Genomic DNA, 18,339 nt, shown 5'->3' with positions numbered 1-18,339 from the left:
TTCCCGGCTCAGTTGCCCTCGGCCGGCGCGGCCGGAACGCCCGGCCTGCCCTGGAGGTCCTTGGCGTAAATGCTCTGTCCCGGAGCCGCATTGAGCGCGGTGATGTACTGGTAGACGGCGTAGGCGGCCGCGGGCCCGCCGCCGATGACCAACCCGGCCAGGCCGCCGACGCCGCCCACCAGGCTCACGATCGGCAGCACGGCGATCACGCAGCCCAGGCTCAGGACCAGGCAGGACGCGCCCGCCACAGTGAACCCGACGCCGATGCCGATGACCGCGCCGATGGCGGTGCCGATCAGGCTGCCCACCGAGGTGCCGATGCTGACGGAGTTGATCATGTCGTTCATGGCCAGCTGGTTCTCCAGCGGCGAGGCGACCGGGGTCAGCGGCGTCGCGATGGGAGTCAGCGCCGAGCGGTCGACGGCCGCCGCGTCGGGCGTCAGGCGCAGCGTGCGGCCGTCGTCGGACACCTGCTGGCGAATGGCGAGCCGCTGCCCGTCGACGGTGTAGGCCAGCGGCAGCGAGTCCAGCACGGTGCCCGCGTCATCGCGAATGCCGATGGCGTCCGCGGCGGCCGGGGCGAAGGTGCCGTGGTCCAGGCTGACCACCACGGTGCCGTCGGTCAGGCCGGCGTGGTAGCCGACCGGTGCGACGGATTGTTCGGGAGCCGCGTTCGCGGTGGCCGCGGTGACGGCCACACCGGCAACGGCACAGGCGGCGATCAGACCCGCGCGACGATTCTTCATGGGAATACCTCGATTGTTCGTACTGCCTTACCGCCGGAGAGCGTACCGACTGATGAGTCAGTCTGCTATAAAATCGCCAAACGAAAATAGGCACATTCCGTGCGGAAAGGATTCCGACAATGCATCGACGCTATGAGGGAGCCGGCACATGACCGCGAAGCTGCCCGCCGAATTCCTGTGGGGCGCGGCCACCTCCCCGCATCAAACCGAGGGAAACAACATCGGCAGCGATTGGTGGGCCCTCGAAAACGCCGAACACCCGGTCATTCCGGAGCGCAGCGGGGACGCTGTCGACAGCTATCACCGCTATCCCGCGGACATGGCCCTGCTCGCGGGAGCGGGCTTGAACGCCTACCGGTTCGGCGTCGAGTGGGCGCGTATCGAACCCGAGCGGGGACAGGTCTCGCTCGCGGCGCTCGCCCATTACCGCCGCATGATCGACACCGCGCTCGACTGCGGTCTCACACCGGTCGTCACGCTGCACCACTTCACCGGCCCGCGCTGGTTCGCCGAACTGGGCGGCTGGACGAACCCGCACGCGGTCGGACATTTCGCCCGGTTCGTGAGCGCGGTGGCGCCGATCCTGGGCGACGTGCCCTGGGTGTGCACGATCAACGAGCCGAACATGGTCGCCACCATGGCGGGCGTGCAGCGCGCGGTTCCGGACGCGGAAGCCGTGCGGGCCTTCGCTTCCGGCGCGCTGCCCGACCCGGACCCGGACGCCGCCCGCATCCTGATCGAGGCGCACCACATCGCCACCGAGATCGTGAAGACCGAGACCGACGCCGCGGTCGGGTGGAGTGTCGCGCAGCAGGCGTTCGTCGCCGCTCCGGGCTGCGAAGAGCAACTGGCACAGGCGAATCGGCTGTGGGAGGACCCGTACCTGGAGGCCGCCCGCGACGACGATTTCATCGGCACCCAGGCGTACACCAGCCGGGTGGTGGGCCCCGACGGTCCCATCCCGCACGCCGAGGATCCCGGCAACACCCTCACCGGCTGGGCCTATCGGCCGGACGCACTGGGCATCGCGGTGCGTCATGCCTGGCGGGTCACCGGCGGCACTCCGGTGCTGGTCACCGAGAACGGCATCGCCACCGCCGACGACACCCGGCGCATCGCCTACACCACCGCGGCACTCGACCACCTGCGCCTGGCCATGGCCGACGGCGTCGCGGTGCGCGGTTACCTGCACTGGTCGGCGCTGGACAATTACGAATGGGGCAGCTGGCGGCCGACTTTCGGGCTCATCGCGGTGGACCGCAAGACCTTCGCCCGGGCACCCAAACCCAGCCTGGCCTGGCTGGGCTCGGTCGCCCGCGAGAACGTACTGCCCGTCGTCGCCTGCCAGGAGACGCAACCGTGCTGATCTACAAGCTGGGCCGCCGCTACATGCTCCGGACCTCCATCGCCATGCGCGCCTCGCAATTCGCCGAGCTGCCGGCGCCCACCGGGCGGGTGGTGTTCTTCGGCGACAGCATCACCGAGGGCGGCCTGTGGGACGAGTGGTTCCCGCAGGTGCGTCCGGTCAATCGCGGGATCGGCGGCAATACCGTCGATGATCTGCGAGCCCGCCTGGACACCGCCATCGACGCACCGGCGGCCGTCTTCCTGCTGGTCGGCACGAATGATCTCGGGCTGGGCCAGACGCCCGGTCAGGTCGCCGAGAATCTGCGCGGGCTGGTCGCCGAGATTCGCGACCGGGCCCCGCACGCGCCATTGTTCGTGCAGAGCGTCATGCCCCGGCGGGTGAAGTTCGCCGAGCGGATTCGCGAATTGAATTCCGTCGCTGCGGACATCGCCGCGCAGGCCGATGCGGTGTACATCGATCTGTGGCCCGCCCTCGCCGACGCCGATGGCGCGCTGCGGCAGGAATTCACGCGTGACGGGCTGCATTTGTCGGGTGCCGGGTATGCCGCCTGGATCGAGGTGCTCCGGCCGCGCATCGCCGCCCTGCGCCTCGAACGCTGAGCCCTCCCGCAACAGGCCGCTGGCCGGAACGGAATCCGTTCCGGCCAGCGGCATTTCGAGGGAGGTCAGCCCGCCTGTTCCGGTGAGGCCGGTTCGGCCGCCGCCTGTTCGGGTGAGGCCGGTTCGGCCGCCGCCTGTTCCGGTGAGGCCGCTTCGGCCGCCGCCGGTTCGGGCGTGGCGGGTTCGGGCGCGATCGCCTCGATGCTCACCTGCTCGATGGTGCGAGGCAGCAGCAGTGCGAACAGCAGCCCCGCGAGGGCGATCGCGGCCGCGATCAGGAATCCGATTTTCAGGCCCTCTTCGGTGTAGACGATCGCGCCATTGAGCATCCGCGTGATCATCGGCGGCAGCTCGGCGACATGGGAGCCGTTCATGATGGAGAACGCGATGATCGGCGCGATCGCCGGAATCACGGTCTGGCACACGCTGACCAGCGCCGCCGTCGACGCCTGGACACCGGGCGGCACCGCCGCGATCAGCAGATTCGGCGTCGCCGCGTACGCCAGGCCGGTGCCGAGGCCGACGAGCCCGGCGAAGACCAGCAGCAGGTCCTTACTGTCGTGGGAATACGCCGTGAGGACGGAACCCAGTGCGGTCGAGAGCATTCCGAGCGCCAGCAGCAGACCGGGCCGGATCAGCCGACGGCCGGCGAGAACACCGACCGCGATCCCGCCGACCACGCTCAGCAGTCCGATCGGCACCAGATATTCGGCGACGCCCATGGGCGTCACGCCGAAGCCGTAGCCCAGCCCGAGCATGGCCGGGGTCCGGATCAGCATCGGCAGCACCATGGCGTACAAACCCGTTGCGGCATAGACGCATCCGGCGGCGAGGGCGGTGAGCAGCACCGGGCGGCGCCGCCACAGCCGGATGTCGATCATGGCGTCCCCGGTCCGGGCCGCGGTCACGAGCCAGGCGACGATCAGCGCGGCGCCGGCGCCGAGGCAGGCGAGGGTGGACGGCGTGCCCCAACCCCACGCCGGTCCCTGCGACACCCCGACGAGCACGATCACCAGTCCGAGACCGAGCAGCGCCGCGCCGCGCACGCCCACCCGAACCGGTAGCCGCACAGTCGATTCCCGCGTGGTGACCGCGACCGCCACCGCCGCGAGCGCGGTGACGAGGAAGAAGAACCCGAAGACGGTGCGATAGCCGTGATCGTCGAGCAGTCGTTCGGTGAGATACGGCGCGGGGATGGCGGCCAGACCCACCGCCGAGGTCACGATCGACACCGCCAGCGCAATGGTCCTGGGCGGGAAGACATCCCGGACCAGCGAGTAGCTCAGGAACAGGCAGGGCACCAGCAGCCCGAACAGGCAGCGTCCGGCCAGGAGGATCGCGAAGCTCGGTGCGAGCGCGGACATCAACGCACCGGCCGCCGACAATGCCAGGCAGCTCAGCAGGACTCGCCGCTTGCCGTGCAGATCGGCCAGCTTGCCGAGCAGGGGCGCCGTGGCGGCGCCGACCAGCAGGAACGGCATCATCACCCAGCCGGCCCGGGTGGTATGGAAGTGCGCCGTGATGGCGGGTTCCGCCATCGGCACCAGCGGATAACTGAGGGCGAGCGTCTCGACGACGGCGACCAGCGCGGCCAGCGAGCAGACCGCGCGCCGATTCCAGCCGGGTTGCGGTATCCCCGGTGGTTCGACCTGCTGGGCGGGTTCGGCGCCGTCGAAGGAGGCAGAGGAGGTCACGACAGGTAGTCCTTTCGAGGGATTGTGAGTGGAGAGGGGTGAAGCCGTTGCCCTGAAAGGGTTTTCGGTGTTCGGAGGGGTTCCCCGCGTCCTCAGCGGACGCTCTTGATCGGCAGCACCGCGAGCGCGCCGAGGGCGGAGACGATGGCTGCGGTCGGATAGACCGCGCCGTAGCTGCCGGACAGGTGCACGATGGCGGCGGCGATGGCCGGGGCCAGCACGCTGGGCAGGGTGGTGGCGATATTGAGAATGCCGAGGTCCTTGGCGAAGTCGTCCTTGGCGGGCAGCACCTCGGAGACCAGCGCGATATCGACCGCGGTGAAAATGCCGAAGCCGATGGTCGTCACCGCGCCGGCGGCGAACAGCCCGGCCACCGTCGGGATGGCGAGCGGGATGAGCGTCGAGGCGGCAACGGTCAGCCCGCCCGCCAGCACCAGGGGTTTGCGGCGGCCGATGCGATCGGAGTACGGACCCGCCACCGTGATGGCCACCAGGAACCCGGGCAGGCCCACCACGCCGACCAGCGGCACCACCTTGGCGGCTTCGCCGGTGCTGAGCCCGATGTAGCCCTGCGCGAGATACAGCTGATAGGTGAGCACCATGAAATAGCCGCCGAAAATGAACAGGCGTCCGAGGAAGGCCCAGCCGAAATCGGGATGTTCGCGAGGATCGACCCACAGGGCGGTGAGGAAGTCCCGCACCGAGAATCCGGGTCGTGGGATGCCGCGATTGTCAGCCTCCGGATTCACCGCGAGGAAGGCCACGACGATCACCAGGATCACGCCGGTCGCGCTGAAGTACCCCAGCGGAATGCGGTCGGCGAACAGCGAGGCGAGCACCGGTCCGACAATGGCCGAGGCGATCGATCCCAATCCGGACAGCGTGGAATACCGGCCGCGCAAAGGAATTGGAATCCGGTCGGGAAGGATGGCCGACAGTGGTCCCGCCAGGGCATTGAAACCGAATTGGATGGTCATGGCGGCCACCACCAGCCAGGCGATGGTGGTCGACAGTCCCGCGGTGATGAGCCCGGCCGCACCGATCAGCGCGCCGAGCAGAATCCATGGGGAGCGGGCCCCCGCCCGGGTGCGGGTCCGATCGGACAGCACCCCGATCAGCGGCTGGGCGACCATGGCGGCCACCGCGCCGGCCGCCTGCACCAGGGCCAGATTGCCGACCTTGGCGTCGGCGTCGACGGCCTGAACCTGTAGTGCCAGAAAGTATCCCGACACCGCGAAGCCCAATGCGGAGCTCGCGCTGGCGAAGGGCACCGAGGCCAGCAGTCGTTTCAGCGCGCGGTCGGCCGGGGGAGCGCTGTCGGGGGTACGCATCGCGGTGGCGGCGAGCTTTTCGTCCATCTCGTGCCCGCCCTAATCGCTGGAAGGGCAGGGTGTTTCGACCGGAGCTGCGAGAGCGTCATCGGCCATCCGCCACATCTCCTCGACCTGACTGCGGAAGGTGTCGCGGGTGAACTCGGGCAACGCGAAGACCAGGGGTTCGTTACGCAGGATTCCGTCGACGGCAGCGCGGGCCACCTCGTGCGGTTCGATCGCCAGGGGAATCACTCCGGTGCCGAACGGTTCCCGCGCCCGCCGCCCGAAACTGTCGGGCCGATTGCGCTGCGCGTCGAGGATGCGGGTCGCCGCCTGTCCCGGGCACAGCATGGTGACGCCGATGCCTTCGTCGGCCAGCTCGCTCCGCAGTCCGAGGGTGACGCCGACGACCGCGTGCTTGGTGGCGCTGTACAGCGCGCTGGTGGCGGTGTCCGGCAGGAACGCGTGCGTGGACGCGGTATTCATGACGTGCCGCCACCCGGTGGCCCGGCTCATGCGGGGGAGAAAGGCGTGCAGGCAGTTCAGCATCCCCTCCACGTTCACCGACGACAGCCACCGCCAGTCGCCGATCGTCGCGTCGGCGACCGGCCCGAACAGCAGCACCCCCGCGTTGTTGCACAGCAGTTCGACCGATCCGAACTCCTCATAGCTCGCCGCGGCCAGCTCCGCCACCGACCCCGGATCCGCTACATCGACCCCGTAGCCGAGCGCCCGCACGCCACGGTCCCGCAGCTCCGCGGCGGTCCTCCGGACACCGATCTCATCGATGTCGGCGAGTACGACCGACATTCCGCGCGCGCCCAGCTCCGCCGCGAGCGCCGCGCCTATCCCGCCGGCCGCGCCGGTGACCACGGCGGTCCGGCCGCTGAGCAGATCTGATTCAGGCATGAGTTTCCTTCCAGGGTTTTCGCTCGTCTCCGCCATCCGAAGCAAGCAGACTGACTCATAAGTCGGTCAGCTTAGCCTGTTACCCCGATCACGTCGAGAGCGCGAGGATAGGCCGCTCGGCGGATGCCGGCGCGCTGACAGCGGCTTGCCAGGACGGTCCCGCAGACTGCGGGGCATGACGGCCACCGCTGCACCGCCGTGGTCGACATCTTCCGCGTCGCCCACGACCGCATCGCCGCGCATCGGGATCTGCGCGAGGAGGTTCCCGATCACCGTCAGTGGCCGTCCTGTTATATGAAAGCCGTTCCACCACACCGACATCCGCATCAACTGAAGGAGTCAACCGTGCCGAATGCCGCGCACCGCATCGCCCCGATCGCCGTCTTCGCTTCCGTCGCAGCCGGATTGGTCGTCACCGCGCCACAGGCCGCGGCGCACACCATCACCGCGGTCACCGTCGCGCCCGGCCTGGGCGGCGGCTACGGCACCGGCTGCAGCTACCAGGTGTCCGCCACCGTGGACGAGGACGCCTACCGAATCACTTTCATGGACAACGACTATCCGATCCGCGGCAACCAGAACCTCCAGGTCTCCGGCAACACCGCCTCGCTGGCCTGGACACCCTCCACCACCGGCACCCACGTCATCACGGCCCTGTTCACCACCGGTGACCAGGCGCCCGCGACGACGACCGTGCAGGTCGGCGGCGCAGGGGTCAACCTGGGCAGCACCTGCTTCGCCCAGTAGGCCGGCGGTTGGCTGAACCGCTCTTTCAACGATCGCTCTTGTTCCGGCTCCCGTCGCGCCACAAGCTAGGTGAGAGCGAACGCGCTGAACCTGGCGGGTGCGCGAGGTAGGGAGGTAGGCCGATGGTTGCGCTTTCGGCGGCGGAGGAGGAGCTCCGCGTGCAGGTCGAGGCGACCGACAATGTCCGGCTGCCGCAATCGATACTGCGGCACGCGGTTTCGGCGGGACTGGAACCGCGACAGCTCACCCGGGATTCGGGGGTACCCACCTGGTCGCTGAGCGACGGCGAGGAGTATCGCGTCCCCAGCGCTGGATACCTGCGCACCTGGGAGGTGGTCGAGCACGGGCTCGGCGACCCGGACGTGGCGCTCGAGATCGCTGAGCGTTACGTCCTGGGCCAAGTGGGTTTGTACGACTACCTTTTCAGCACCGCGCCGACGCTGGGGACCGGGCTGGAACTGTGCGGAACGTACCTGGGGGCCATCACCACGAACTTCCGCATGGATCCGGGCCTCGAGACCGAGGAGGAGGTCACCTTCGAGATCGGCATGATCAATGGTGAGGGCCGGGGCCGGGAACTGGCGGCGCAGTGGGGCCTGGCCGCGATTTTCACGCGCAGCAGGCTGGTCATGGACGGGCCGGTGAGCCCGGTCCGTATCGCGTTCCACCAGTCGGCACCGCGAAACCACGACCGGCTGGTCGAGTTGTTCGGCACCGACGCCATCGATTTCGGCGCACCCGCGGACAGCATCACGGTCAGCACCGCGGATCTGGCCCGCCCGCTGCGCACCGCGGACCCGCGGCTGGCCGAGATCCTGCAGCGATACGCGGCCACCACCCAGCCCGTGGTGCCGCCGCGCGCCACCACCTGGACCGACCATCTGGGCCTGGTCATTTCGGCTGCCCTGGAGCAGGATTCGGTCACCATCGACCAGGTCGCCGCCCGCCTGTTCCTGAGCCGCCGCTCGCTGCAGCGACGGCTGGCCGAGCACGGCACGACCTGGCGCACCGAGCTCGAGCGTGCCCGGCGCCGGCGGTACGAGCGGGCCGCGATGGACGGCCCGCTCACCCGGTCGGAACAGGCGGAATTACTCGGTTACAAGGATCTTCGGTCGGCCCGCCGCGCGGTGGAACGGTGGCAGGACTGACGCATTCTCGTCCGGATTGGCACGTTTTTGCCTTGTAATTGGCGCAATCAACCCTGGTCGACCGACCGGTCGTCCCATGAAACTGACGATGCGGGGGGCCGAATCGAGTGGGTTGATGTCGAGCGAGGGAAGTGTGGGACAGATAACGCTCCTTGGTGGAGTGGGCATTTCGACCGATGGGCAGGTGACGCGGGTCGGTGGCCCGCGGGTGCGCACACTGCTGGCACTGCTCGCCCTGCAGCCCGGCCGGGCGACGGCCTGTGACGCGCTGATCGGCGCCATCTGGGGTGACACCCGGCCGGCCGATCCGGCGAATGCCCTGCAGACACTGGTGAAACGGCTGCGCGCGGTGCTGCCGGAGCACACGGCGGTGGAATCGGACGGCGGCGGGTATCGGCTGTGTATCGCGGCCGACGACATCGACATGCACCGCTTCACGCGCCTGGCCGAGGAGGGCATCGGCCGGTCGGCGGCCGGCGAGGTCGCCGCCGCCGCCCGGACCCTCGATGTCGCGTTCGGCCTGTGGCGCGGGGCGGCCTTCGCGGACCTGGCCGACCATCCGGACCTGTACTGGCACGCGGACCGGCTGAACCAGCTGCGCCTGCACGCGGTCGAGGCCCGCGCCGACGCCTACCTCGCATTGGGACGGGCACGGGAGCTGGTCGCCTCCCTCGAGGCGGAACTGCGCGACGAGCCGTTGCGAGAGTCCTTGGCGGTGCGGGTGATTCACGCGCTGACCGCCGCCGGCCGGTCCGGCCGGGCCCGGGAGGTCTTCGACGCCACCCGTACGCAGCTGCGCCGCGAGCTCGGCGTGCCGCCGTCCCGCGAGCTGGTCCTCGCCCTCGACCGCGGCCAGAGCCCCGCAGCCGCTCCCACGCCCGCCCTGCCGGTCCGCCTGACCAGCCTGATCGGCCGTGAACCCGACCTGAACCGACTCGCGGCCCTGCTGCCCTCGACCCGGCTGCTGACCCTGACCGGTCCCGGCGGGATCGGCAAGACCAGCCTCGCCTTGGAGGCCGCCACCCGTCTGGCCCCCCGCTGGCCGGACGGCTGCCGCCTGGTCGAGCTGGCCGCGATCGGCGACGCCGCCACCGCGGGCGAGCACCTGCTGGCCGGGCTCGGGCTGCGCGCCGAGCCGAATTCGGTGCACGCCTGCCCGATGCACCGCCCGGCCGTCGGCGCGCAGCTGCTGCTCGTCCTCGACAACTGCGAGCACGTGCTCGATATCGCCGAGCTGGTCGCGGACGTGCTCAGCCGCTGCCCCGGCCTGACGGTGCTGGCCACCAGCCGCGAGCCCCTCGGCATCAATGGCGAAACCCTGTTCCCGGTGCGGCCTTTGGCGTCGCCGCCAGCCGGATCGGCCCCCGCCGAGGCTCTCGGCTCCGCCGCGGTACACCTGTTCCTCGACCGGGCCCGCGCCGTCCGATCCGGCTTCACGCTGACCGACGAGAACTACGAGACGATCGCCGCCATCTGCCGCCGCCTGGACGGCATCCCGCTGGCCCTGGAACTGGCCGCCGCCCGCGTCCACACCATGACCCCCGCCCAGATCCTGCGCCGCCTCGACGACCGTTTCCGCCTACTGGCCGGCACCCGCTCCGCCGTGGAACGGCACCGCTCCCTCTACACCGCCATCGAATGGAGCTGGGACACCCTCGCCGCGCCGGAACGTCGCCTGGCCCAACGCCTCTGGCTGTTCCCGGACGGCGCGACCCTCGACACCCTCCAGGAGGTCGGCCCCGGCGACATCCTGGCCCCGCTGAGCCGCCTGGTGAACAAGTCCCTGGTCGAGTTCGACGGCCGCCGCTACCGGATGCTGGAAACCATCCGGGCTTTCGTCGGTTCCACGCTCTGCTCCGAGCAGAGCGTCGCCTAGTCATCGGGATCGGGTGCGCCGGTACCGCATTCGATCAAGTGGTCGCGGGTGAATCCTCCTGCTCCGAAGCGGCGGTGGTGGGCAGGGTGAAAACGGCTGCGACGCAGAGGATGCCGATGGCGAAGCAGGCGAGGGTGTACCAGAGGTTACCGATGGGGTCGCCGTTGCGGGTGACTCCGCCGGTGGCGTCCAGGAAGTCGGGGAGGGCGGTGGCCCACAGGACGGCCATGACGAGCAGGTAGACCATGCTGTAGGCGCGGACGAACCGGTTGTCGTAGCCGGGATCGGTCGATCCGGGCTGTCGTCGTTGTGTCCATTGGCGATACATCAGCACGATCGCCGCCAGGGTGAGGACTATCAGTTCGAGCGCGTAGATGATGCCGCGGACGGTCGTGCTGCCGGCTCCGAGCACGGTGGCGGGCAGCGGGAGGATGAAGGTCCCGAGTGAGGCCAGCAGGCCGATCACGATGGTGCGCCACACCAGTTGCAGGCCGGTGAAGCGCTCGCCGCCGTCGACGCGGCGCCCGACGAACCAGTACACGCAGAACGCCAGGGACATCGGCCAGAGCGCGGCGAAGACCACGACGCTCGGCAGCGGTACCGAATCGAACATGGGCTGGTTGAGCGGGTTCGAGGTCGACCACTCCCACCAGCGCAGCTGCGGCCCGATCTGATCGAAGATCTCGTAGAACGCGTGGTGCACGAATCCGACGCAGGCCGCCCCGGCGATCGCGCCGTAGGTCCGGAAGACCCCCAGCATGCGCACGATCTCGTACGCGAGCGTCGCCATGAACGGATAGATCGCCACGATGTAGAGCGGCAACCGCCCCCACAGGAAATCCACCGTGAAGACGTTGTGCGCGAACATCGTGTCCACCTGCCCCGAAATACCGAACGCCGCGGGGAAATACAGCGGTGGCTCGATGATGAACAGGTACGCGGTGGCGCCGAACCACAGCACCAGGTTGGTGGGATCGCCGTGGCGGCGCAGCCGCACGATGGCCCACACCAGCGCGAGCACCGAGCCGAGGATCACGGTCAGCTCGAGGACGGGCAGCGTCCAGTTCTCCAGTGCCAGCGGGCTTCTCACCTCGACCAGCCCGCCCGCCGAATCGCAGGAGAAGCCGAGCGATCGGGCGAGCTGGTCGAAGGTGGGTGCGCAGTGACCGGCCATCAGTTCGCCTCCGCCCCGGTCGCGGCCGCGGTGTACCAGCGGGTGACGTCGTACCCGTCGCGGTAGCGCTCGAACCACACATCGGCCAGTGCCGGCGTGTTCTCGTGTGCCGGATCATGGTTGGGCAGCTGGCTGCGGATGATGCCGCGCAGCGCGGCGAGCTGCTCGCCCAGCGGCAGGCTGTCGAAGGCCCGCGGCCCCGGGCCCGCGTAGGGCAGCGCGAAGCGCGGCAGCAGCTTGCCCAGCAACTGCTGGTAGCGGTAGGTCGCGAACATCGACATGGCGTCGATCTTCCGATCCTCCAGTGGCACATGCTTGTTGAACCCCGCACAGGCGATGCGCACGACCCGCAGCACATGCCGGAAGATGGACGGCGCCACCCGCATGCGATAGAAATCGCTGCCCACCAGCGCATCGAAGATGATGAGCGCGGAACTGCGGTGCTCGACCTCCTCGACGAAATGCCAGATGAACAGCGACGCGACCCGGTCGTCCCCGGGCCGGAACAGCGACGCCTCGTTGTCCAGCATGAGCTTGAAGACCGAGGTGAAGGTGGCTTCCAGATCGGCGGTGTAGGCCAGCCGATACCTGAGCGGTGTCTCGGCGGTGAGCCGGTCGAATTCGGCGACCACCTCGTCGAGGGTCTCCTGCAATCCCGGATAGGCGCGGATCAATCCGCGCACGTGCTGGCGGTGCGCGGTCGAATGCTGGCCTTCCTGTCGCATGAAGGCGTCGGCCTCCTCGGCGACGGCGGGGTCGCTGAATTGCGGCTTGGCCTGCGTGATCATCTGCACGATCATCTTCTCGAAACCGATGGCCAGGAACGACACCGCGTTGGCCATGCTGGAGAAGGCCGGGTTGTCGGGATTCCAGAGGAACGGCACCTCGTGTTCCTCGAACGCGAAAGTCAGCTTCCGCACAATCAAATCCGTCATGTCGGGCGATACCTCGTCTTCCGGAGGTGGATGGGTCCGGTGGCCCGGTCGCGCGCTCCGATGCCGCTGTGAACATACAAACATACACAGGCACGTACAAGTGTATGATTGGAAAACCCAGCTCAGACCGTATGCCGTCCTGGACGGGACGATCCCGCGTGTTACGGTCGGGCCGTGGCACGAAGGCGCGGGTGGGGCGGGAGTCCGCCGGAGAACGACGAGGAGGCATCCCGTCGAATCGTCGCCGCCGCAGTCGAATTGATCGCGCGCACCGGTGCGGAGATCAGCATCGCGGACGTCGCGGAATCGCTCGGGGTGATCCGCCAGACCGTGTACCGGTACTTCCCCAGTGCGGACGCGCTCATGCGGGCCTCGGCCATCGCCTCGGTGGACGACTTCCTGGACCGGCTGGCCGCACAGGTCAGCGGCATGACCGATCCGGTCGAGGCCATGACCGAGGGCGTCGTCTACACCCTCGCCGAGGTGCGCCGGACGCCGCACCTGGGCATCCTGCTGGCCGCCACCTACTCCAATGCCGACCCCGCCGGCATCACCTCCGCGGAGGCGCAGGCCTTCGGCATCACCATGATCAAACGCTTCGACGTGGACTGGCGGCACTACGGCTACGACGACGAATCCCTGCGCGAGCTGGTGGAATTCCTGCTGCGCACCATGCAGTCGTTCTTCATCTCGCCGGGCAATCCGCCGCGCGGAGACGCGGAGTTGCGGCGATACCTGCGCCGCTGGATGGGGTCGGCGATCATCGCCCAGGCGAGCACGGTGCCGGGTGCGCCGAACGGGCGGTCGTGATCGCGCCAGGTCACTCACTAGGCTGATCGCTTGTGTCGGATTCACGCTCGATGGAGGTTTCCCGCTCCGGTACAACGCTTTTCGTGCTCGCACTGAGTGCGTTGCTGGCGTTGGCGCTGGTGTTCACGACGGTCGATCCCTGGCTGGAGAAGGCGGGAATTCTCGCGGGCGGGCTCGATGTGCACATCTACCGCGAGGGCGCCTGGCGTTTGCTGCACGGGCATTCGCTGTATCGGGACGAGACCGTCGGCGGGCTGCTCTACACCTACACGCCGTTCTCGGCCATGGTCTTCATCCCGGGGCTCGCCGTGCCCGCGGCCTGGATCACCGATGCGTTTCTGCTGGTGAATCTCGTTGTGCTGTATACCTGTGTCCTACTGTGCCAGCGGATGCTCGGCTACCGGATCAACGCACGCGTAGCGAGTATCGGTGCGCTGCTGGCGATTACGTGCGTCTTCCTCGAACCGGTGCGCACCACGCTGTTCTACGGGCAGATCAACCTGGTGCTCATGCTGTTGGTGCTGTGGGACTTCGCACGGCCCGAGGGCGGGCGGCTGCGGGGCCTCGGCGTCGGGGTGGCCGCCGGGATCAAGCTGGTGCCGGCCTTCTTCATCGTGCAGTATCTGGTGCTGCGCCAATGGCGTTCGGCCGCGACGGCGTCGGTGACGCTGGCGGCGACGGTCGCCCTGGCCTGGCTCGTCTCGCCCGGTGATTCCCGCGAGTACTGGTTCTCGACCTTCTTCCACTCCGAGCGCATCGCGCCCGACACCGAGCCGGCCAACCAGTCGGTCCGCGGCGTGCTCGCGCATCTGACCGGGGGTGGCGCGCCCGTCTGGTCGTGGCTGATCCTCGCGGGCGTGGTGGCGGGTGTGGGCCTGACGCTCGTCGCCGTGCTGGACCGCTGCGGCGAGCGGTTGCTCGCGGTCACGCTGGGTGGGATGACGGCCTGTGCGGTGTCGCCGTTCTCGTGGGGACACCACTGGGTGTGGTTCGTCCCGCTGCTGGTCCATCTCGTGCACCGGGCGCAGACCCGGCCGCCGTGGTGGCTCGCGGCGGCGCTGCTGTTCGTGGCCACCGGGGCCTGGACGTACCGGTGGACTCCGGATTTCGCCTCGGTCGGCGTCTTCGTCCTGCCCAAACCCTGGCACACCGAACCGATTCTGGAGAACGCCCACGTGATCGTGTACGTGTTCGCCCTGCTGTACGGCCTGTCGGTGGCGCGCCGCGCCGAGGTCGAGCGGCCCCGGGCAGCGGTCGCGGATCCGATCCGCGTCGGCTGACATACACGAGATTCGTGGCGGGCCATGGTCGATGATCGAATACTCCGAATTATTCATCGTGATTTGCCGTGACGATGCGGCACCGGGGACGAGATAGTCTGGGAAATTCGTAGCAAACACGCTGCCGGGGTGAAAGGTGCGGTCGGGCAGCGAATTTTGTTCCTTTCCAAGGCATTTCCCGGACTATTCCGGCAGGAATGGACTTGATTGCCATCCGTCCAGTCTCCGGCAACGAATAGGTGACCAGCACCGTTGTCGGTTCAGCTACGAACCGACTGGTAACGGTTATTTGTTCAGCATTTTCCACAAAGGAGGAAAGGCCCATGATTCCGCACTTCATCGGCGACTTCATCGACGCTGTGAACACCCTCATCGCGAAGTGGTTCCTCCCGTAGAGCCGCCGACCCGGGGCGGTCCGCCGCCCCGGGCCCCCGATCTCGCCCGTGCTACCGTGCCCCCGGAACAGGAGGGTGCACATGGTGAAAAATGTTGTGGCGCAGGTGGTGGGCGGGGTCAATGCCGGTATCGTGGCGCTGACCAAGCTCCCGGTGATCGGCTCGGTCATGGGCCGCGGATTCGTCGTCATCACCTACACCGGCCGCCGCTCGGGCAAGACTTTCTCCACGCCGGTCAACTATCGGCGTTCGGGCGACGAACTCGTCATCGGCGTCGCCATGCCGGACAAGAAGAGCTGGTGGCGCAACTTCCAGGGCGAGGGCGGGCCGATCTCGTTGCACCTGAACGGCGTCGACCGTACGGGCCACGCGGTGACCCAGCGCGACAACGGCAGCGTCTCGGTTCGGGTCACCCTCGACGACAAGGCCTGAGCGCCACCGCGGCCGGGCCGCGGCCCATTTCGGCAATACAGTGGCTGCATGAACATCTGCGTGTTTCTGTCGGCCGCCGACCTCGACGAGCGCTACACCGGGCCCGCCCGCGAGTTCGCGGAGCTGATCGGGAAGGGCGGGCACACGCTGGTGTGGGGCGGGTCCGAAGCCGGGTTGATGAAGGTCGTTGCCGACGGGGTCCAGGACAGCGGTGGCAGGCTGGTCGGGGTGTCGGCGCAGTTCCTGCGCGGCAAGGCGCGTGCCAACGCCGACGAGATGATCATCGCCCCCGATCTGGCCGCGCGGAAGGCGAAGCTGCTCGAGCTCGCCGACTGTGTGGTCATCATGGTCGGCGGCACCGGGACCCTCGACGAGGCCACCGAGATCCTCGAGATGAAAAAGCATAGGATGCACCGGAAGCCGGTGGTCCTGCTGAACACCGCCGGGTTCTACGACGGGCTGATGCAGCAGTTCGAGCGCATGGAGGCGGAGGGCTTCCTGCCGGTGCCGCTGGCCGACCTCGTGTACTTCGCCGCCGACGGTGCGCACGCCATGGCCTATCTCGAGAACGCGGTACGACGCGGCTGAGCGTCTCCCCGGGCGGATTCGCGTTGCCGCGCCGCGGGGTCCGTGCCAGCCTGGTTGCAGTGGGACATCTGCCCGGGCATGTCGATGTGCGTCCGGCCGGGTGCTCGAGGAGGCAGCCGTGAAGGACCGGGCAGGACTCGGGGAGCACTCGGCGCTGCGCGTCACCGTCGATTTCGCCGACGCGGCCCATCGGTCGCTGGGGGTGGGCTGGTCGGTGGACGCGGCGGCCGACCGGCGGTTCGAATCAGCGCGAATCTTCCTGGTGGCGCTCGGTTCCCGGCCCTGCCGGACCTATCTGGGGCTGGTCGACGGGCAGGATCGAACCTCGATCCAGCTGCCCGAGGCGCTCCCCGCCGGCGCATACGCCATCGATATCGACGCCTACGGCAGTGCCAGCTGGGGCGACGGCCGGCTGGACGCCCGCGGCCGCAGCCCGGTTTTCACCGTCGATCCCGAGGCCGCCGAATCCGCCGGTGTCGATTAGCGCGTTGCGTCGGGTGGATCAGTGCGCCGCACAGGTATCAACATCTTGTTGAAGAACTCTTCAACATCTTGTTGAATGTGACTTGTGACGCACTCGACCCGCATCCGCATCAGCTGGCCCGGCAACCGCCTGACCGCCACCCTCGACGACACCCCGACGGTGCGGGCGCTGCTCGATGCTCTCCCGATCACCGCTGTCGCCAGCACCTGGGGTGACGAGGTCTACTTCGAGACCGACGTGAGCGTCCCGCGTGAACCCGACGCCCAACAGGTGGTCGACCCGGGAACCGTCGCCTTCTGGACCGATGGCGATGCCCTGGCCCTCCCGTTCGGTCCCACCCCGGTGTCCCGGGCCGGCGAATGCCGTCTGGCCAGCCCGTGCAATATCCTCGGCCGCATCGACGGCGACCCGCGTCTACTCGCCACGGTCCGCGGCGGCGACCCCATCCGCGTCGAACTGGCCTAGCGCGCATTCCCATCCGGCCCAGTGCCGCAATCTGATTCGGGGGGACCCGATCCATCGGCAGCGGCTATGCTGCTCGGCGAACCACCGCGCCGGGAACAGAGGAGCGGGGGAGGATCGAGGGGAGCGGCCGGGTTCGGCCGTGGAGTGAAAGGCACAACAGGATATGCGGGGTGGATGGGCCAAGCGGGGCCTGGCGGGAGCCGCGGTGGCCGTATTGCTGCCGTTCGGGGCGTTGACGGCCGGACCGGCTGCGGCGGATACGAATCCGGATGCGTTCGACTTCTATGTCGACTCCAGCATGGGTTCGATCAAGTCCCGGATCGTGCGCGCGGCCGACGGAAATACCGACCGGGTGGTGTACCTGCTCGATGGCGAGCGCGCGCAGAACGACTACAACGGCTGGGAGATTCACACCAGCATCCCGGCCGCGCTGGCCAAGTTCAATATCAATGTGGTGATGCCGGTCGGCGGCGAATCCAGCTTCTATCAGGACTGGGATGCCCCGAGCAGCTTCGGCGGCGCCAATCCCGATGCGTCGCTGTTCCCGAGCCGGGATTCCGGTTCGGCGGTCGCGGGTTGGGACGAGACCTCCGGCAAGTCCTACACCTACCAGTGGGAGACCTTCCTCTCCCAGAACCTGCGTAATGCGCTGCGAGATCGACTGGGGTTCAGCGACTCTCGCAACGGCATCTTCGGACTGTCCAGTGGCGGCAGCGCGGCCCTGCTGATGGCGGCCTACCACCCCGGCCAGTTCAACTACGCCGGTTCGCTGTCGGGCTACCTGTACATGTCGGCGCCCGGCATGCGTGACGCCCTGCGCCTGGCCCTGCTCGCGGCCGGCGGCTACAACATCGACTCCATGGCCGCCGCGGGCAGCGCCAAGTGGCAGCGGATGGACCCGTACGGCTTCGTGCAGCAGTTGATCGACAACAACACCCGCCTCTATATCGCCGCGGGCAGCGCCGTCCCCGCCCAGCAGGACCTGTCCTCCGCGGACGCGGTCATCCAGGGCATGCCCCTGGAAGGCATCGCCCTGGCCAACACCAAGGCTTTCCAGTCCCGCCTGCAGTCCCTCGGCTATGACAACGTCAGCTACGACTTCCCGAGCATCGGCGTCCACAACTGGGGCAACTGGGAGCAGGTCGCCAACCGCATGCTCCCCGACATCGCCCAGCACATCGGCAAGCCCCTCCCCCCGGGCGCTCAGCCCGCCCAACCCCCGGCCGACGCCCCGGGCGGCGGCCAGCCCCCGAACGGCGCCCCGCCCGCCGGAGCCCCGGCCCCGCAAAACTGACCGGGCCCAACCGAATCGACAAGGCCGCACCGAAAGACCCGCCGCCGTCCGAGCATTCGGACGGCGGCGGGTCTCTTCTCG

Annotated in this window: 18 protein-coding genes; 12 read left to right on the top strand and 6 right to left on the bottom strand. The window is 68.6% G+C overall.

Features of this window, described 5'->3' with window-relative positions; genetic code table 11:
• Positions 1 to 8: 8 nt before the first annotated feature.
• Positions 9 to 746, bottom strand: a complete 738-nt coding sequence (locus ACWEQQ_RS12165; RefSeq protein ID WP_452348228.1) for a hypothetical protein — start codon at positions 744 to 746, stop codon at positions 9 to 11.
• Between the two features lie 148 nt (positions 747 to 894).
• Here ACWEQQ_RS12165 and ACWEQQ_RS12160 point away from each other — a divergent pair, with 148 nt between their 5' ends.
• Positions 895 to 2,112, top strand: a complete 1,218-nt coding sequence (locus ACWEQQ_RS12160) for a glycoside hydrolase family 1 protein (protein ID WP_452348227.1) — start codon at positions 895 to 897, stop codon at positions 2,110 to 2,112.
• Positions 2,106 to 2,714: a GDSL-type esterase/lipase family protein gene (locus ACWEQQ_RS12155; protein ID WP_452348226.1), complete on the top strand. Its 609-nt coding sequence runs from the start codon at positions 2,106 to 2,108 to the stop codon at positions 2,712 to 2,714. The genes ACWEQQ_RS12160 and ACWEQQ_RS12155 overlap by 7 nt, the downstream gene beginning before the upstream one ends.
• Before the next feature lie 65 nt (positions 2,715 to 2,779).
• Here ACWEQQ_RS12155 and ACWEQQ_RS12150 read toward each other — a convergent pair whose 3' ends face one another.
• The 3 genes from ACWEQQ_RS12150 to ACWEQQ_RS12140 form a co-directional block, all read right to left on the bottom strand.
• Positions 2,780 to 4,408, bottom strand: a complete 1,629-nt coding sequence (locus tag ACWEQQ_RS12150) for an MFS transporter (RefSeq protein ID WP_452348225.1) — start codon at positions 4,406 to 4,408, stop codon at positions 2,780 to 2,782.
• A 92-nt stretch (positions 4,409 to 4,500) separates the two neighbouring features.
• Complete coding sequence (locus ACWEQQ_RS12145; RefSeq protein WP_452348224.1) at positions 4,501 to 5,766, bottom strand: MFS transporter; 1,266 nt, start codon at positions 5,764 to 5,766, stop codon at positions 4,501 to 4,503.
• Between the two features lie 12 nt (positions 5,767 to 5,778).
• Positions 5,779 to 6,630 carry an SDR family oxidoreductase gene (locus ACWEQQ_RS12140; RefSeq protein WP_452348223.1) on the bottom strand — a complete coding sequence of 284 codons (852 nt, stop codon included), beginning with the start codon at positions 6,628 to 6,630 and terminating at the stop codon, positions 5,779 to 5,781.
• A 345-nt stretch (positions 6,631 to 6,975) separates the two neighbouring features.
• Here ACWEQQ_RS12140 and ACWEQQ_RS12135 point away from each other — a divergent pair, with 345 nt between their 5' ends.
• From ACWEQQ_RS12135 to ACWEQQ_RS12125, 3 genes are all read left to right on the top strand, one after another.
• Positions 6,976 to 7,377 carry a hypothetical protein gene (locus ACWEQQ_RS12135; protein WP_452348222.1) on the top strand — a complete coding sequence of 134 codons (402 nt, stop codon included), beginning with the start codon at positions 6,976 to 6,978 and terminating at the stop codon, positions 7,375 to 7,377.
• A 122-nt stretch (positions 7,378 to 7,499) separates the two neighbouring features.
• Positions 7,500 to 8,525, top strand: a complete 1,026-nt coding sequence (locus ACWEQQ_RS12130) for an AraC family transcriptional regulator ligand-binding domain-containing protein (protein ID WP_452341258.1) — start codon at positions 7,500 to 7,502, stop codon at positions 8,523 to 8,525.
• A 160-nt stretch (positions 8,526 to 8,685) separates the two neighbouring features.
• Positions 8,686 to 10,401 (top strand): BTAD domain-containing putative transcriptional regulator, encoded by a 1,716-nt coding sequence (locus tag ACWEQQ_RS12125; RefSeq protein ID WP_452348221.1) that lies wholly within the window; start codon positions 8,686 to 8,688, stop codon positions 10,399 to 10,401.
• Between the two features lie 34 nt (positions 10,402 to 10,435).
• On the opposite strand, the gene ACWEQQ_RS12120 is transcribed toward ACWEQQ_RS12125, so the two are convergent.
• Entirely contained in the window at positions 10,436 to 11,575 is a 1,140-nt protein-coding gene (locus tag ACWEQQ_RS12120; RefSeq protein WP_452348220.1) for a hypothetical protein, read from the bottom strand.
• The gene (locus ACWEQQ_RS12115; protein WP_452348219.1) at positions 11,575 to 12,510 is read right to left on the bottom strand and encodes a metal-dependent hydrolase; all 936 of its coding nucleotides are present in this window, start codon (positions 12,508 to 12,510) and stop codon (positions 11,575 to 11,577) included. The genes ACWEQQ_RS12120 and ACWEQQ_RS12115 overlap by 1 nt, the downstream gene beginning before the upstream one ends.
• Positions 12,511 to 12,684: 174 nt before the next feature.
• On the opposite strand from ACWEQQ_RS12115, the gene ACWEQQ_RS12110 reads away from it, so the two are divergent.
• The 7 genes from ACWEQQ_RS12110 to ACWEQQ_RS12080 all read left to right on the top strand — a co-directional run bounded on the left by ACWEQQ_RS12110 (position 12,685) and on the right by ACWEQQ_RS12080 (position 18,258).
• Positions 12,685 to 13,320 carry a TetR/AcrR family transcriptional regulator gene (locus tag ACWEQQ_RS12110; RefSeq protein ID WP_452341262.1) on the top strand — a complete coding sequence of 212 codons (636 nt, stop codon included), beginning with the start codon at positions 12,685 to 12,687 and terminating at the stop codon, positions 13,318 to 13,320.
• Between the two features lie 83 nt (positions 13,321 to 13,403).
• Positions 13,404 to 14,600, top strand: a complete 1,197-nt coding sequence (locus ACWEQQ_RS12105) for a glycosyltransferase 87 family protein (RefSeq protein ID WP_452341263.1) — start codon at positions 13,404 to 13,406, stop codon at positions 14,598 to 14,600.
• A gap of 476 nt (positions 14,601 to 15,076) precedes the next feature.
• Complete coding sequence (locus ACWEQQ_RS12100; RefSeq protein ID WP_452348218.1) at positions 15,077 to 15,427, top strand: nitroreductase/quinone reductase family protein; 351 nt, start codon at positions 15,077 to 15,079, stop codon at positions 15,425 to 15,427.
• Between the two features lie 48 nt (positions 15,428 to 15,475).
• A complete protein-coding gene (locus tag ACWEQQ_RS12095) occupies positions 15,476 to 16,015 on the top strand; it encodes an LOG family protein (protein WP_452341265.1) in 540 nt (179 codons plus the stop codon).
• 118 nt (positions 16,016 to 16,133) lie between these two features.
• Entirely contained in the window at positions 16,134 to 16,499 is a 366-nt protein-coding gene (locus tag ACWEQQ_RS12090; RefSeq protein ID WP_452348217.1) for a hypothetical protein, read from the top strand.
• Positions 16,500 to 16,583: 84 nt separating this feature from the next.
• Positions 16,584 to 16,964 carry a cyclophilin-like fold protein gene (locus ACWEQQ_RS12085; protein ID WP_452348216.1) on the top strand — a complete coding sequence of 127 codons (381 nt, stop codon included), beginning with the start codon at positions 16,584 to 16,586 and terminating at the stop codon, positions 16,962 to 16,964.
• A 163-nt stretch (positions 16,965 to 17,127) separates the two neighbouring features.
• Entirely contained in the window at positions 17,128 to 18,258 is a 1,131-nt protein-coding gene (locus ACWEQQ_RS12080; protein ID WP_379399372.1) for an alpha/beta hydrolase, read from the top strand.
• Positions 18,259 to 18,339 lie beyond the last annotated feature (81 nt).

It is taken from the genome of Nocardia sp. NPDC004123, from assembly GCF_053603795.1.
Note: the sequence above shows the minus strand (reverse complement) of the source record. Positions and strands in the feature narration are given on the sequence as shown.